The organism is Oerskovia enterophila (assembly GCF_001692445.1).
GTDB lineage: Bacteria > Actinomycetota > Actinomycetes > Actinomycetales > Cellulomonadaceae > Oerskovia > Oerskovia enterophila.
Genome location: NZ_MAQA01000013.1, coordinates 23,480 through 38,693, shown reverse-complemented (window position 1 = coordinate 38,693; position 15,214 = coordinate 23,480). Strand labels below are relative to the sequence as shown.

The 15,214-nt window shown below is 73.5% G+C and carries 15 protein-coding genes; 14 read left to right on the top strand and 1 reads right to left on the bottom strand.

Annotation, left to right across the window (positions count from 1 at the left end; all coding sequences use genetic code 11):
• Window positions 1-21: 21 nt before the first annotated feature.
• Window positions 22-948 (top strand): FKBP-type peptidyl-prolyl cis-trans isomerase, encoded by a 927-nt coding sequence (locus tag OERS_RS07225; RefSeq protein WP_248948433.1) that lies wholly within the window; start codon window positions 22-24, stop codon window positions 946-948.
• A 3-nt stretch (window positions 949-951) separates the two neighbouring features.
• Window positions 952-1,722: an imidazole glycerol phosphate synthase subunit HisF gene (gene hisF, locus OERS_RS07220; RefSeq protein ID WP_056646912.1), complete on the top strand. Its 771-nt coding sequence runs from the start codon at window positions 952-954 to the stop codon at window positions 1,720-1,722.
• A gap of 91 nt (window positions 1,723-1,813) precedes the next feature.
• On the opposite strand, the gene OERS_RS07215 is transcribed toward hisF, so the two are convergent.
• Window positions 1,814-2,533, bottom strand: coding sequence for a TIGR03085 family metal-binding protein (locus OERS_RS07215; RefSeq protein ID WP_068625280.1), 720 nt, complete (start codon window positions 2,531-2,533; stop codon window positions 1,814-1,816).
• Between the two features lie 327 nt (window positions 2,534-2,860).
• Here OERS_RS07215 and OERS_RS07210 point away from each other — a divergent pair, with 327 nt between their 5' ends.
• From OERS_RS07210 to lgt, 12 genes are all read left to right on the top strand, one after another.
• Window positions 2,861-4,792: an ABC transporter ATP-binding protein gene (locus tag OERS_RS07210; protein WP_082849143.1), complete on the top strand. Its 1,932-nt coding sequence runs from the start codon at window positions 2,861-2,863 to the stop codon at window positions 4,790-4,792.
• Window positions 4,793-4,884: 92 nt separating this feature from the next.
• Complete coding sequence (locus tag OERS_RS07205) at window positions 4,885-6,720, top strand: ABC transporter ATP-binding protein (protein ID WP_056647265.1); 1,836 nt, start codon at window positions 4,885-4,887, stop codon at window positions 6,718-6,720.
• Window positions 6,721-6,836: 116 nt separating this feature from the next.
• Window positions 6,837-7,298: a phosphoribosyl-AMP cyclohydrolase gene (gene hisI / locus OERS_RS07200; protein ID WP_139107737.1), complete on the top strand. Its 462-nt coding sequence runs from the start codon at window positions 6,837-6,839 to the stop codon at window positions 7,296-7,298.
• Window positions 7,295-8,881, top strand: coding sequence for an anthranilate synthase component I (locus tag OERS_RS07195; RefSeq protein WP_248948431.1), 1,587 nt, complete (start codon window positions 7,295-7,297; stop codon window positions 8,879-8,881). The genes hisI and OERS_RS07195 overlap by 4 nt, the downstream gene beginning before the upstream one ends.
• Entirely contained in the window at window positions 8,878-9,627 is a 750-nt protein-coding gene (locus OERS_RS07190; protein ID WP_068625279.1) for a Trp biosynthesis-associated membrane protein, read from the top strand. Before OERS_RS07195 ends, OERS_RS07190 begins: the two co-directional genes overlap by 4 nt.
• Before the next feature lie 79 nt (window positions 9,628-9,706).
• Entirely contained in the window at window positions 9,707-9,964 is a 258-nt protein-coding gene (locus tag OERS_RS07185; RefSeq protein WP_056646903.1) for an HGxxPAAW family protein, read from the top strand.
• A gap of 124 nt (window positions 9,965-10,088) precedes the next feature.
• Window positions 10,089-10,664 (top strand): DUF4190 domain-containing protein, encoded by a 576-nt coding sequence (locus tag OERS_RS07180; RefSeq protein WP_068625278.1) that lies wholly within the window; start codon window positions 10,089-10,091, stop codon window positions 10,662-10,664.
• A gap of 19 nt (window positions 10,665-10,683) precedes the next feature.
• Window positions 10,684-11,118, top strand: a complete 435-nt coding sequence (locus OERS_RS07175) for a DUF2752 domain-containing protein (protein WP_248948429.1) — start codon at window positions 10,684-10,686, stop codon at window positions 11,116-11,118.
• 196 nt (window positions 11,119-11,314) lie between these two features.
• A complete protein-coding gene (gene trpC / locus OERS_RS07170) occupies window positions 11,315-12,127 on the top strand; it encodes an indole-3-glycerol phosphate synthase TrpC (protein ID WP_056646898.1) in 813 nt (270 codons plus the stop codon).
• Between the two features lie 46 nt (window positions 12,128-12,173).
• Window positions 12,174-13,430, top strand: coding sequence for a tryptophan synthase subunit beta (gene trpB, locus OERS_RS07165; RefSeq protein ID WP_056646895.1), 1,257 nt, complete (start codon window positions 12,174-12,176; stop codon window positions 13,428-13,430).
• Window positions 13,427-14,290, top strand: coding sequence for a tryptophan synthase subunit alpha (trpA, locus tag OERS_RS07160; RefSeq protein WP_056646892.1), 864 nt, complete (start codon window positions 13,427-13,429; stop codon window positions 14,288-14,290). The genes trpB and trpA overlap by 4 nt, the downstream gene beginning before the upstream one ends.
• A complete protein-coding gene (gene lgt, locus OERS_RS07155) occupies window positions 14,287-15,186 on the top strand; it encodes a prolipoprotein diacylglyceryl transferase (RefSeq protein ID WP_068625277.1) in 900 nt (299 codons plus the stop codon). Before trpA ends, lgt begins: the two co-directional genes overlap by 4 nt.
• Window positions 15,187-15,214: the final 28 nt, after the last annotated feature.

Genomic DNA, 15,214 nt, shown 5'->3' with positions numbered 1-15,214 from the left:
CCCGTCCGCCCGAGGAGCGTCGTGCGTCGTGTGTCCCGCCGGTCTGCGGCCGTCGTCCTGGGCCTGCTGGTCGCGGTGTCCGCCGCCGGTTGCGCCGAACCGACGGGGAACGCGGCTCCCGCCCACACCGAGGTCGCGGTCTCGGGTCTGCTCGGCGAGCCCCCTGTGGTCGCGTTCGACCAGCCGCTGACGATCCCCGAGACGCGGTCCGAGGTCCTCGTGCCCGGGACGGGCGAGGCCCTCGTCGAGGGACAGCCGGTGCTCCTGAACATGTACGCGGTCGACGGGCGCGACGGGTCGGTGATCCAGAGCACGTTCATCGACGCTCCCGCGCCGCACGAGCTCACCGACGAGGACCTCGGGTCGGAGGTCGTCGACGCGCTCGTGGGCCAGCGCGTCGGTGCCCGCGTCCTGTACCTCGAGGAGACGGACGACGTCCCGGTCGTGCTCGTGATCGACGTGCTGCCCTCCCGGGCGAGCGGGGAGGCGGTCGCGCCGGTCGAGGGGCTCCCGGTCGTGACGCTCGACGCCGAGGGCGCCCCGACGGTCGAGGTGCCTGCGGGCACGGCCCCGCCGGGCGACCTGATCGTCCAGCCTCTCGTGCGGGGCGGCGGCGTGCAGATCGAGGCGGGCCAGGTCATCACGGTCCGCTTCACGGGGGTCGCGTGGTCCACGGGCGAGGTCGTCGACTCGAACTGGACGCCCGGGGCCCTGCCCGCCTCGACCATGGTCGGCATCGGCCAGATCATCGAGGGGTGGGAGCAGGGCCTGCTCGAGCAGAGCGTCGGCAGCCAGGTGCTGCTGGTCGTCCCCCCGTCGCTCGCCTACGCGGGGACCGCCAAGCCGTACGCGGACGAGACCCTGGTCTACGTCGTGGACGTCCTGGACGCACACTTCCCGGTGGTCGACGAGACCCCGGGCTCCGAAGGTCAGACGGAAGGTCAATAGCTCATGTCGGTCACGGTCCGTGTCATCCCCTGCCTGGACGTCGACGCCGGTCGCGTCGTCAAGGGGGTCAACTTCGAGAACCTGCGGGACGCGGGCGACCCGGTCGAGCTCGCGGCCCGCTACGACGCCGAGGGGGCCGACGAGCTGACGTTCCTCGACGTCTCGGCGTCGTCGGGCAACCGCGAGACCACGTACGACGTGGTGCGGCGCACGGCCGAGCAGGTCTTCGTGCCGCTCACGGTCGGGGGCGGTGTGCGCACCACGGACGACGTGGACAAGCTGCTGCGCGCGGGCGCGGACAAGGTGGGCGTCAACACGGCCGCGATCGCCCGTCCCGAGCTCATCGCGGAGATCGCGGACCGGTTCGGCAGCCAGGTGCTCGTGCTCTCGGTCGACGCCCGTCGCGTGACCGGCGAGACCCGCACCGAGTCGGGCTACGAGGTGACCACGCACGGCGGCCGCCGCGGCACGGGCATCGACGCCGTCGAGTGGGCCGCGCGCGCGGCGCGGCTGGGGGCGGGGGAGATCCTGCTGAACTCGATGGACGCCGACGGCATGACGAGCGGGTTCGACCTGGAGATGTTCGCGGCCGTGCGCCCCGAGGTGAGCGTCCCGCTCATCGCGAGCGGAGGAGCGGGCACCCCGGAGCACTTCGCGCAGGCGGCTCAGGCAGGGGCCGACGCGGTCCTCGCGGCGAGCGTCTTCCACTTCCGGACGCTGACGATCGGCGACGTCAAGGCGCACATGCGCGAAGCGGGCGTCCTGGTCCGCTGAGGTCCGGTCGTGGGGCGCGCCGGGAGGTCCCGGCGCGCCCCACGCGCCCCCCGCACCCGGGGAGGCAGAACGAGCAGAGCGCCCGACGGCGTCACTCGCCCGAGCGCGGACCCGGCACCACGGCGTCGAGCGCCGCACGGTCGGCGACGTCGCCCTGGAGGGTCAGACCCGCGTGGAGGCCTCGGCCGAACGCGTGGAGCACGAGCTCGCCCACTTCGCCCGTGACGACCACCGTGCCGGGCAGACGGCCGTCGTCGGTCGGCCGTGTCGGCGGGGCCTTGACCGCGAGGCGCGGGCCGCCGGGCACCACGAGCACGACACCCACGGGGGACCGCCGGTAGAACAGGCGCGCGCCGCGCCGCAGCTGCGCCCACAGGGCGTCCTCGAGCCCGGGGGAGAGGTCGCGCGGCTGGTCGACAGCAGCGCCGGCGCCTCCTGGGCCTCCGGCCCAGGTGCCCCGCCGCACGTCCTCGGTGTGCACGAAGTACTCGACGAGGTTCACGAGGTTCCCGGCCCACGACCACGGGCTCCACGAGGCGGGCGCCTGCTCGATGCGCGCGAGCAGCGCGGCGTACCCACCCGGCGCGAGCGCGGTCGCCGCGAGGTCCTGGAGCCTGGAGTCGGACCAGTCGTGCAGCGGGCCGCCGTTCGCGCCCGCCTGGGTCCAGGGCTGGTGCTCGCGCAGGATCATGTGTGCGGCGAGGTGACGTGTCTGCCACCCGTCGCACAGGGTCGGGGCGTCGGGGCCGGCCTGCGTGAGTGCGTGGACGAGGGAGGCGCGCTCGTGGGCGTGCCAGGCGGTGGGCTGCATCAGGCCATGCTCGCACGCGGGACGGAGTGTCCCGTGTGAGAAGATCGTGCCAACCCCCACGAAAGACGAGGATCGTCCGTGTCCGCGCGACGGAGCACCCCCACGAACACCACGCCTCGGACCCAGGACGCGCCCACCGGCGCAGCGCCCGGCCGTCCGGACGGCGCCAGCCCGCACCAGCCCTCCTCCACCGGCGGAGCCTCCCGTCCCGGCCGTGCGCCGTCCACGGGACGTGGCGCAGCCGACGGACCAGGGACGCCCCCCGGGCCCGCGGCGCGCGAACGGCACGCCCTGACCGGCTCGCGGACCCGCCGCTCGCTCCAGCTCATGGGGCGCGGCATGCGGTCGGAGTGGCGCGTCTACGTCCTGGCGATCACGGCCTCCGCGCTGTTCGGCGCGACGACGGTCCTCATCAGCCTCGCGGTCGGCCGCGTGACGGACGAGGTCGTCGTCCCGGCGCTCGCAGGCGACGCGGACGCGCGCGACGACCTGTGGGTCGCGGGCCTCGTCCTGGTCGCGATCGCGCTCACGCTCGCGCTCACGGTCGCCGGCCGCCGCATCTTCGCGGGCTACGGCTACGCGAACATCCAGGCCGGGCACCGCACCGCGGTCACGCACCAGTACCTGCGCCTGCCCATGTCGTGGCACCGGGCGCACCCGGCGGGCCAGCTGCTGTCGAACGCGAACTCCGACGTCGAGGCGGCCACGGGCGTCTTCAACCCGCTGCCCTTCGCGCTCGGCGTGGTCGTGATGATCGGCGTGTCGGCGGTCATGCTCTTCCGCATCGACGTGTGGCTCGCGTGCGCCGCTCTGGTCGTGATCCCGCTCGCGATCGTGGTCAACGTCGTGTTCCAGAAGTACATGTCGCCCGCGATCACGCACGCGCAGCAGCTGCGGGCAGAGGTCTCGGACGTCGCGCACGAGAGCTTCGAGGCCGCGCTGCTCGTCAAGTCGCTCGGCACCGAGGCCCGCGAGGAGCAGCGCTTCGCCGCGCGGACCGACGAGCTGCGGGCCGCCAACGTCCGGGTGGGCGTCGTGCGGGCGTTCTTCGACCCGGTCATCGAGCTCCTGCCCTCGCTCGGCACGCTCCTGGTGCTGGGTGTGGGGGCCGCGCGCGTCGCGGCCGGTGCGGTCGACACGGGCGAGGTCGTGACGGCCGCCTACCTGCTGACCATCATGGCCGTCCCGGTCCGTGCGTTCGGCTGGGTCCTGGGCGAGCTGCCGCGCGCGCTCGTCGGCTACGAGCGCATCGCGAGCGTGCTCGACGCGCCGGGCATCCCGGTCGCGGGCGAGCAGCGGCTGCCCGCCGCGACGGGCGGTGCCGCGGTGCGGTTCGAGGGCGTGGGCGTCGACGTGCGAGCGGGGGGCCGCGACGTCACGCTGCTCGACGACATCGAGCTCGACCTGGCTCCGGGCCGCACTGTCGCGGTCGTCGGGCCCACGGGTGCGGGCAAGACCACGCTCGTCTCGCTCCTGGCGCGCCTGTCCGACCCCACGCGCGGCCGGGTGCTCATCGACGGCGTGGACGTGCGCGAGGCGCTCGCGTCCGACCTGACGGGTCAGGTCGCGCTCGTCGCGCAGTCGACCTTCATCTTCGAGGACACGGTGCGTTCCAACGTGACGCTCGCGGACCAGGGCGAGGGCCCCACCGACGAGCAGGTGTGGGACGCGCTGCGCCTGGCCAAGGTCGACGACGTGGTCTCCCGCCTGCCCGGTGGTCTCGACTCGCCCCTGGGCGAGCGCGGCTCGAACCTGTCGGGCGGGCAGCGTCAGCGGCTCGCGATCGCGCGCGCCCTGGTGCGCTCCCCGCGCCTGCTGGTGCTCGACGACGCGACCTCCGCCGTCGACCCGCGCGTGGAGCAGCAGATCCTCGCGGGCCTGCGCGGGGAGGGTCCTACGGCTCCGGGCCCGACGGCGGAGCACCCCACGGTCGTCATGGTCGCCTACCGCATGTCGAGCGTCGCGCTCGCGGACCAGGTCGTCCACGTCGAGTCGGGGCGCGTGGTCGACGTCGGGACGCACACCGAGCTGCTCGCCCGCGACGCGGGCTACCGCGAGCTCGCCACGGCCTACCAGCGCGAGGCCGAGCGCCGGGCCGAGGCCGAGGCGGAGGAGCTCGACGGGCCGGACGGGCTCGACGGGCCGGACGGGCTCGACGGGACGGCGAGCCGCGGCGACCGGGAGGACGTCGAACGCCGCGAGCAGGAAGAGACCGACGAGATCGTGCGCCACGCCGAGGAAGGGACCGTGACCGAGTGAGCACCACCACCACACCCACGTCGGCTCGCGGCCGCCGCCGCGGGGCCAAGGCCAAGCCCGAGGTCGTCGTCGAGGACGCGACCGGCGCCCGGATCGCCTCGGCGAGCTCGCTGGGCGTCTTCGCGACCCTGCGCAAGGGCGTCCAGATGTCGCCAGAGATCCTCGTGGGCATCTGGGGAACGCTGCTCCTGGCCGTCGTCGCGGCCCTCGGGCGGATCGTCGTCCCCATCACCGTCCAGCAGACGGTCGACAGCGGCATCATGGCCCCGGGTGGTCCCGACACGAGCCGGGTGGCGCTGCTGGTCGGTGCCGCCGCGCTCGTCCTGGTGGTCGCGGGGCTGTGCTCGGCGCTCGTCAACGTCCGGCTCTTCCGCTCGACCGAGGCGGGGCTCGCGAGCCTGCGCGTGCGGGCCTTCCGGCACGTGCACGACCTCTCGGTCCTCACGCAGAGCACCGAGCGTCGCGGGGCCCTGGTCTCGCGCGTCACGAGCGACGTCGACACCATCTCGCTGTTCGTCCAGTGGGGCGGCATCATGCTGCTCGTCTCGGTGCTGCAGATCGGTGCCGCGACGCTCCTCATGGCGTTCTACTCGTGGCAGCTCACGCTGCTCGTGTGGGCCTGCTTCGTGCCGCTCTTCCTGATCCTCCGCCCCGCCCAGGGCCGCGTCAACGGCGCCTACACGGCGCTGCGCGAGCGCGTCGGCGCGATGCTCGGGGCCATCTCCGAGTCGGTCGTGGGCGCCGAGACGATCCGCGCCTACGGCGTCGGGGAGCGCACCGCGCGCCGCGTGGACGCCGCGGTCGAGAGCACGCGCAAGGGCATGGTCCGCGCGCAGGTGCTCGTCTCGACGGTCTTCTCGAGCGGTGTGCTCGTCGCGAACCTCGTGCTGGCCGTCGTGGTGGTCGTCGGTACGCTGCTCGGCATCGACGGGTCCATCACCGCGGGTCAGCTGCTCGCGTTCCTCTTCCTGGTCCAGCTCTTCACGGGGCCGGTGCAGATGGCGACCGAGATCCTCAACGAGCTGCAGAACGCCGTCGCGGGCTGGCGTCGCGTGCTGGCCGTCGTCGAGACTCCCGTCCAGGTGGTCGACAAGGGCGCCCAGGGCGTGCGTTCTCCCCGGGGCCCCGCGCACGTGCGGCTCGAGGACGTCCGGTTCGCCTACCCCGACGGCCCCGAGGTGCTGCACGGCGTGGACCTCGACTTCCCGGCCCGTACCTCGGTCGCGGTCGTGGGCGCGACGGGCTCGGGCAAGACGACGATCGCCAAGCTCGTCACCCGGCTCATGGACCCCACGTCCGGCGCGGTCCGGCTCGACGGGGTGGACCTGCGCGACCTGTCGGCGGCGAGCCTGCGCGAGCGTGTGGTCCTCGTCCCGCAGGAGGGGTTCCTGTTCGACGGGACGCTCGCCGAGAACATCGCCTACGGCGTGCGGGACACGTCGGCAGGTGCCCCGGGTGCCCCGGACGAGGCGGGCACGGGCGAGACCCCGGCGCAGACCGCGGCCCGGCACGCGGACCGCATCGACGCCGCGGTCGCCGAGCTCGGCCTGACCGACTGGGTCGCGGACCTGCCGGACGGGCTGGGCTCCGCCGTCGGGCAGCGTGGTGAGGCTCTGTCCGCGGGCGAGCGACAGCTCGTCGCGATCGCCCGTGCGTACCTCGCCGAGGCCGACCTGCTGGTCCTCGACGAGGCGACGTCCGCGGTCGACCCCGCGACCGAGGTGCGTATCGCCCGAGCCCTCGACTCGCTGACCGCAGGACGCAGCACCATCACGATCGCGCACCGGCTCTCGACCGCCGAGGCCGCGGACCTCGTCGTGGTCGTCGACGCAGGCCACGTGGTCGAGGTCGGGCCGCACGCCGAGCTCGCGGCCGCGGGCGGCGTCTACGCCTCGATGCACGCGTCCTGGGTCGCGCAGACCCGATGACCGAGCAGCGGGGCGAGCGGGCCCCCGACGGGGACGGACGGACGGCCTCCCGGGCCGCCCGGACCGCTGAGCGGGACGGGGACCCGGGGACCCTGGGGATCTGGCAGGATTCTCGGGTGCCCCAGAACACCGCCGAGCCCGTCCCCGCAGACCCGCCCCTCGCCGCCGAGCGGTCCCGCGACGTCGCCGACACGCTGCCCGCACCGCTCGCCGCCCGTCTCAAGCGGGACGCGGACGGGCTGGTCGCCGCGATCGTCCAGCAGCACGACACGGGCGAGGTGCTCATGCTCGGCTGGATGGACGACGAGGCGCTGCGCCGGACGCTGACGACGGGACGCGTGACCTTCTGGTCGCGCTCGCGGCAGGAGTACTGGCGCAAGGGCGACACGTCGGGCCACGCGCAGTGGGTCAAGTCCGTCGCGATCGACTGCGACGGTGACGCGCTCCTGGTCCGTGCCGACCAGGTGGGCGCGGCCTGCCACACGGGCGCCCGCACGTGCTTCGAGGCCGGCGGCGACCTGGGCGCTGCGGTGGGCCACCGCCCCGAGAACGAGACCTCCGAGGAGAAGACGCTGTGACCGGCTCGACGCCCCCGATCGACCCGACCGCCCCCGCGGTCCCTGCGGCCGGCCTGCCCTGGGGCGAGACCTGGCCCGCGGTCGAGGGCTTCCGTGCGCTCGCGACCTCGCGTCGCGTGGTCCCGGTGGTGCGCCGCCTCCTGGCCGACGACGTCACGCCCGTGGGCCTGTACCGCACCCTCGCGCAGGGGCGGCCCGGGACGTTCGTGCTGGAGTCCGCCGAGGTCGACGGCAGCTGGGCGCGCTACTCGTTCGTGGGGGTCGCGTCGCGTGCGACGCTCACGGCGCGCGACGGCCAGGCCGTCTGGACCGGGGACGTGCCCGCGGGCGTCCCGACCACGGGCGACGTCGTGGACGTGCTCGAGCGGACGCTCGACGCGCTGCGCACCCCCGCGATCGACGGGCTGCCGCCCCTGACCGGCGGACTCGCGGGTGCGCTGGGGTGGGACGTCGTGCGTCACTGGGAGTCCACGCTGCCCGCGAACGCACCCGACGAGCTGGGCGTGCCCGAGGTCACGCTGTGCCTCGCGACCGACCTCGCGGTCGTGGACCACCGCGAGGGCAGCGTGTGGCTCGTGGCCAACGCGATCAACTTCGACGACACCGACGAGCGCGTCGACGAGGCGTACGCCGACGCGGTCTCGCGCCTCGACCGCATGCAGCGCGAGCTCGTGGCGGGGACCGGGGGAGGATCGTCGGCCGCGGTGGTCGCGGACGTCGCCGAACCGGAGCTCGAGTTCCGCTCGACGCGCGAGGAGTTCGAGACCGCGGTGCTCGCCGGCAAGGACGCGATCCGTGACGGCGAGGTCTTCCAGATCGTGATCTCCCAGCGGCTCGACCTGGACTGCCCGGCCTCGCCGCTCGACGTCTACCGGGCCCTGCGGACCATCAACCCGAGCCCGTACATGTACTACTTCCAGCTCACGGACGCCGACGGCTCGGACTTCGCGGTGGTCGGCTCGAGCCCCGAGACGCTCGTCAAGGTCGACGACGGGCACGTGGTCACGTTCCCGATCGCGGGGTCGCGCCCGCGCGGCGCGACGCCCGAGCAGGACGTCGCGCTGGGCGAGGAGCTCCTCGCGGACCCCAAGGAGCGTGCCGAGCACCTCATGCTCGTGGACCTCTCGCGCAACGACCTGGTGAAGGTGTGCGAGCCGGCCTCGGTAGAGGTCGTCGAGTTCATGGTGACCAAGCGCTTCAGCCACATCATGCACCTGTGCTCGACCGTGGTCGGGACGCTGCGCCAGGGGGCCAGGGCGCTCGACGTGCTGCGCGCGACGTTCCCCGCGGGCACGCTCTCGGGCGCGCCCAAGCCGCGGGCGATCGCCCTGATCGACGAGCTCGAGCCGGCCTCGCGCGGGATCTACGGCGGGACCGTCGGCTACTTCGACTTCGACGGCAACATGGACATGGCCATCGCGATCCGCACCGCCCTGATCCGCGACGGACGCGCGAGCGTCCAGGCCGGGGGCGGGATCGTGGCCGATTCGGTGCCGGCCCTCGAGTACGAGGAGTCGCGCAACAAGGCCGCCGCGGCGGTCCGGGCGGTCCAGCTCGCGGCCCGGCTGCGGAGCCTGGCGTGAGCGGCCCCGGAGCGACCGTGCCCGCCGCCCAGCCGGCCGCAGGGGCGGCTCGGACGCCCCGCTCGTGGCGGCTTGCCCGCCGTAGCGCGATCCTGCTGCTGCTCGTGCTCGGTGCCGGCGCCCTCGCGGCGGCCGCCCCGACGTGGCTGCGCACCTCGGGGGCGACGGCCCTCGACGCCGACGTCCAGGTGCACGTCACCGGGACCACGGCGGCGCCGGGAGTGGGCGCGGGGGCCCTGGTCGTCGTGGCCGCCGCCCTGGCGCTGGGACTCGTGGGCCGGGTCGGGCGCTGGGTCGTCCTGGTCGTGGCCGCAGCGAGCGGCGTCGTCGTGAGCGCGTCGGCCGCCGCGATCCTGCGCGACCCCGTGCCCGCAGCGACGTCGGCGGTCGCCGAGGCGACCGGCGTCACCGAGATGACGAGCGCCGTGACGCTCACGCCCTGGCCCGCGGTGGCGCTGGCGGTCGGCGTGCTGGTGGTCCTCGCGGCCGTGTGGGCCGCGGTCTCCTCGCCCACGTGGGGGCGCGTGTCCGCGCGCCACGAGATCGTCCGGCCCGACGCCGGGACACACGCCGCCGCACCCGAGGTGTCCGACGCCGGAGCCGGGACGGGCACCCCCTCGAGCCCCGCGACGACGGCCTCGGCGGCCCAGGCGGCAGGGCGCACCGAAGTGGCGCCGGCCGACGAGCCCGACGAGCAGGAGACGTGGGACTCGCTGACCCGCGGCGAGGACCCCACAGACCGCTGAGCATCACCTCCCGTCCGCACGAACAGACCGACCGGCGTCCGATAGGCTGGACGCACATCTTGACGAAAGGCACACCCCCATGGCCGAGAAGACGCCGCAGACCACCGAGATCTCCTACCTGCCGCCGTCGGCACCTCCCACGAACCACGGTCACACCGTGGCGGCGTGGTTCACCATGATCGGCATCATCGTCGGTGCGGTCGTCGCCGGGGTCGCCGTGGCGATCGCCGCCGTGTGGATGTTCTGGGTCGGTATGGGTGTCGTCGCGCTCGCGCTCGTCGGCGGCCTGGTCCTGCGCAACATGGGCTACGGCCAGCCGAAGGCCGCTCAGAGCTGACGTCACCCGGGCGAGAGCCCGGACCGTCGCCGCGCGCCGCGCACCCCCCGGGGTGCGGGGCGCGTGCCGTACCACCGGTCGACCCGGGCGTGACCCGGCCTTCCCAGCAGAGAGCAGACGTCCCATGAGCTATCCCCCCACCCCTCCGACGGACCCGTACCGTCCCGCCGGCGAGGAGCCGGAGGGAACGGGCCAGCAGGGCCCGGTACCTCCCGCGTACCCGGGCTACCCGCAGCAGAGCCCGTCTCCCTACGGCGCCCCGGCGCCCGGCACGCCGGACAGCGGGTACCCGCAGTACGGTGCGCCCGCGCAGCAGCCGCCCTACGCTGCCCCGCAGCAGCCGTACGGTGCACCTGGACAGCCGCCCTACGGCGCCACGCCGTACGGCGCCGCGCCGGTACCCGGCGGTGCCTACGGGTACTTCCCCCGCAACGACCTGGGGATCTGGGCGTTCGTGCTGGGCATCGCGTCGATCGTCCTGTCCTGCGGATTCTTCACCGGGATCCCAGCGGTCATCGTCGGGAGCAAGGCCAAGCGGGCCGTGGCGGCGGGCGAGGCCAACAACGGTGGTCTTGCGCTCGCCGGAGTGATCCTCGGCTGGGTCGGGATCGTACTCTCGGTCCTCGGCCTGATCCTCGTGATCGCGATCATCGCCTCGCCCGACTTCCAGGCCGGCTTCCAGGAGGGGTACTACGGCTGAGCCGCGAGCGGCGGGCCCCGTGGGCGGTGAGCCCGCGGGGACGTCTGCCGTGCCCGTCGGCCGGTGGCGAGCCGGCGTAGCGCCGCTCGTCGCCGGCGGCGTCGTCGCGGGGGCGACCCTCGTCCTCGCGCTCGTGGACCCGCACGAGGGCGGCTATCCGCTGTGCCCCCTCCTGGCGCTCACGGGCTGGGCCTGCCCCGCGTGCGGGGGGCTGCGGGCCACCCACGACCTCGCGACGGGCGACATCGCCGGGGCCTGGGCCATGAACCCCCTGTGGGTGGTCGTCGTGCCGTTCCTCGTCGTGGCCTGGGTCCTGTGGCTGCGTCGAGCCTGGACCGGTACCCGTGCCCGAGCGGTGCCCGCGTGGACGGGCGTCGCCGCCCTGGTGGTCCTGGTGGGCTTCGGCGTCGCGCGGAACATCCCCGCGATGGTGCCGTTCCTCGGGCCGTCCTGACAGGTCGTCAAGGGTCTGGCGCGCATCTCGCGGGGTGACACGTGTCCCTGGTCACTCTCGGGCGGCCCTACGATGGCAGGTATCTCCCTGTCAATGGTTCGCGGAGAGACGCTGCAGACGACTCGTCACGGTCACGGCAGCGGACCCGCGTACCTGAGCTGGCACGGAGTCGACGACGAGCACGGGGAGATATCACATGACGGTTCTGGAGGACATCGTCGCGGGAGTCCGCGAGGATCTTGCGGAGCGCCAGGCGAAGACCACCCTGGACGAGCTGAAGGAGCGCGCCGCCCGCGCGCCCGGCGCCCTCGACTGCGTCAGCCGCCTCAAGGCCGAGGACGCTGTCGCTGTCATCGCCGAGGTCAAGCGGTCGAGCCCCAGCAAGGGGAACCTGGCGGCCATCGCGGACCCGGCCTCGCTCGCCTCGGAGTACGAGAAGGGCGGCGCGGCCGTCATCTCGGTGCTGACCGAGCAGCGCCGCTTCAACGGCAGCCTCGCGGACCTCGACGCGGTCCGTGCGAAGGTGGACATCCCCGTCCTGCGCAAGGACTTCGTCGTGACCCCGTACCAGGTCTGGGAGGCTCGGGCCCACGGCGCGGACCTCGTCCTGCTGATCGTCGCGGCCCTCGAGCAGACGGTGCTGACGTCGCTCGTCGAGCGGGTCCACTCGCTCGGCATGACGGCTCTCGTCGAGGTGCACACGCTCGACGAGGTCACGCGCGCGATCGACGCGGGTGCCCGGGTGATCGGGGTCAACGCGCGCGACCTCAAGACGCTCGAGGTCGACCGGACCACGTTCGCACGACTGGCCCCGGCCATCCCGGACGAGCTGGTCCGGATCGCCGAGTCGGGTGTCCGCGGACCGCACGACGTGATGGACTACGCACGGTCGGGGGCGCACGCCGTCCTCGTCGGCGAGGCCCTGGTCACGGACGACGCTCCGCGCGCCTCGGTCGCCGACCTCGTGGCGGCGGGCTCGCACCCGTCCCTGTGGTCCGTCCGGCCCTGATCCCACCCCAGACAACGTAGATCCCGCACCGAGGAGGTCAGGCCGCGTGCCCGACGCAACACCTTCCCTGCAGAACCAGCAGGGCCCGTACTTCGGGGACTTCGGCGGACGGTTCGTCCCGGAAGCGCTGATCGCCGCGCTCGACGAGCTCGAGGCCGAGTACCGCAAGGCGGTCGTCGACCCGACGTTCCAGGACGAGCTCGCCCGGCTCCACCGCGAGTACACGGGCCGCCCCAACCCCCTGACGGAGGTGCCCCGCTTCGCGGAGCACGCCGGGGGAGCGCGGGTGTTCCTCAAGCGTGAGGACCTCAACCACACCGGCTCGCACAAGATCAACAACGTGCTCGGGCAGGCCCTGCTGGTCAAGCGCATGGGCAAGAAGCGCGTGATCGCCGAGACGGGGGCCGGGCAGCACGGTGTCGCCACGGCCACGGCCGCCGCACTCATGGACCTCGAGTGCGTGGTCTACATGGGCGAGGAGGACACCGAGCGCCAGGCGCTCAACGTCGCGCGCATGCGGCTCCTCGGCGCGACGGTGGTCCCGGTGACCATCGGTTCGCGCACGCTCAAGGACGCGATCAACGAGGCGCTGCGCGACTGGGTCGCGAACGTCGACTCGACGCACTACCTGCTGGGGACCGTGACCGGCCCTCACCCGTTCCCGGAGATGGTCCGCGACTTCCACCGGATCATCGGCGAGGAGGCGCGCGCTCAGATCCTCGACCGGATCGGGCGGCTCCCCGACGCCCTCGCGGCGTGCGTGGGCGGCGGGTCGAACGCGCTCGGCCTGTTCAACGCGTTCCTCGACGACAAGGACGTGGCGCTCTACGGCTTCGAGGCCGGAGGAGAGGGCGTCTCGACGGGCAAGCACGCGGCCCGGTTCAGCGGGGGCGCCCCCGGGGTGCTCCACGGTGCCCGGTCCTACCTGCTCCAGGACGAGGACGGGCAGACCCTGCCCAGCCACTCGATCTCGGCCGGGCTGGACTACCCGAGCGTGGGCCCGGCCCACTCGTGGCTGCACGACCTGGGCCGAGCGACCTACGAGCCCGTCTCGGACGTCGAGGCCATGGAGGCCTTCCGGCTCCTGTGCCGTACCGAGGGGATCATCCCGGCCATCGAGTCGGCGCACGCGCTCGCCGGTGCGCTGCGGATCGGCCGTGAGGCACGGGCCGCGGGCAAGGAGGACACCGTGATCCTGGTGAACCTCTCCGGGCGCGGGGACAAGGACGTCGCGACGGCGGCACGGTGGTTCGACCTGATCGACGCGGACACCGTGGTCGACGGCGAAGGGAGCAGCTTGTGAGCGCGACCGTCGGAGGCGTCCAGGCGCCCCATCGCACCGCGGCGCTGATCGAGGAGCTGTCCGCCCAGGGGCGCGCTGCCCTCATCGGCTACCTGCCCGTGGGCTACCCGAGCGTCGAGGGGACGGTGGAGGTCGCGAAGGCGCTCGTCGAGTCCGGCGTCGACATCATCGAGCTCGGCCTGCCCTACACGGACCCCGTCATGGACGGTCCCGTCATCCAGCGGGCGGTCGAGCACTCGCTCGAGGCCGGCACGCGCGTCCGCGACGTCTTCACGGCCGTCCAGGCCGTGGCTGCGCTGGGCGTGCCGGTCCTGGTCATGACCTACTGGAACCCGGTGCTGCGCTACGGCGTGGAGAGCTTCGCACGCGACCTGGCCGCGGCCGGTGGCGCCGGGCTCATCACGGCAGACCTCATCCCGGACGAGGCGGGGGAGTGGATCGCAGCCGCGGACGCCCACGGTCTCGACAAGGTCTTCCTCGTCGCCCCGAGCTCGACCCCCGAGCGCCTGCGCCTCACGGCTGCCGCCTCGCGCGGCTTCGTCTACGCGGCCTCGACCATGGGCGTGACCGGGGTCCGGTCCGAGGTCGGCAGCAAGGCCGAGGAGCTGGTCGCGGCGACGCGGGCAGCGGGCGGCGAGCACGTGTGCGTCGGTCTCGGCGTCTCGACCGGTGCGCAGGCCGCGCAGGTCGGTCGCTACGCCGACGGCGTGATCGTCGGTTCCGCGTTCGTCCGCCCGCTCCTGGGCGACGAGCCCTGGGAGGAGCGGCTCGAGAAGGTGCGCGAGGTCGCTCGCGACCTCGCGCGCGGTGTCCGCTCCGCTCGGTCGAGCGACGAGACCTCCGGGAAGGTGACGTCATGAACGGGCTCGTGTCCGCCGTCGGGCCGCTGGTCGCCTCGATCCCCAGCCCGTCCCAGCACACCTGGTACCTGGGGCCCTTCCCGCTGCGCGCCTACGCGCTCGCGATCCTGGCCGGTATCGCCGTCGCGGTGTGGCTCACCCGCAAGCGCTGGGCCGAGCGCGGCGGCGACCCCGACGACGTCCTGGAGATCGCCTTCTGGGCCGTGCCGTTCGGGATCGTCGGCGGACGCCTCTACCACGTCATCTCGACGCCGGACCCGTACTGGGGCCCGGACGGCGACCCGCTCAAGGCGCTGCGGATCTGGGACGGCGGCCTCGGGATCTGGGGGGCCATCGCGCTCGGCGCGGTGGGTGCCTACATCGGCTGCCGGCGCCAGAAGGTGAGCTTCGCGGCGTTCGCCGACGCGCTCGCACCGGGGCTGCTGCTCGCCCAGGCGATCGGCCGGCTCGGCAACTGGTTCAACCAGGAGCTGTTCGGCAGCGCGACCACGCTCCCGTGGGGTCTGCAGATCTCCGACCAGTACCTCCCGGCAGGCTACGAGTCCGGGACGCTGTTCCACCCGACGTTCCTCTACGAGCTCCTGTGGAACGTCGCTGCGGCGTTCCTGCTCATCTACCTCGACCGTCGCTTCAGGTTGGGTCATGGTCGGGTATTCTGGCTGTACGTTCTCTTCTACACGCTTGGCCGCGTGTGGATCGAGATGCTTCGCATCGACACTGCCGAGCTGGTGCTCGGTCTCCGACTGAACGTCTGGACCTCCATCCTGGTCGGAGTCTGTGCGTTGATAGCGTTTATCGTTATCGGGCGCCGACACCCAGGGCGCGAAGAGACAGTATCGCTCGATGCTGCGGAGCCCGAGCAGGCAGGTGCTGGCCGACCCGACCCAGGTCACTGAGGCACCCGTCTTTTCATAGGCGAACCCG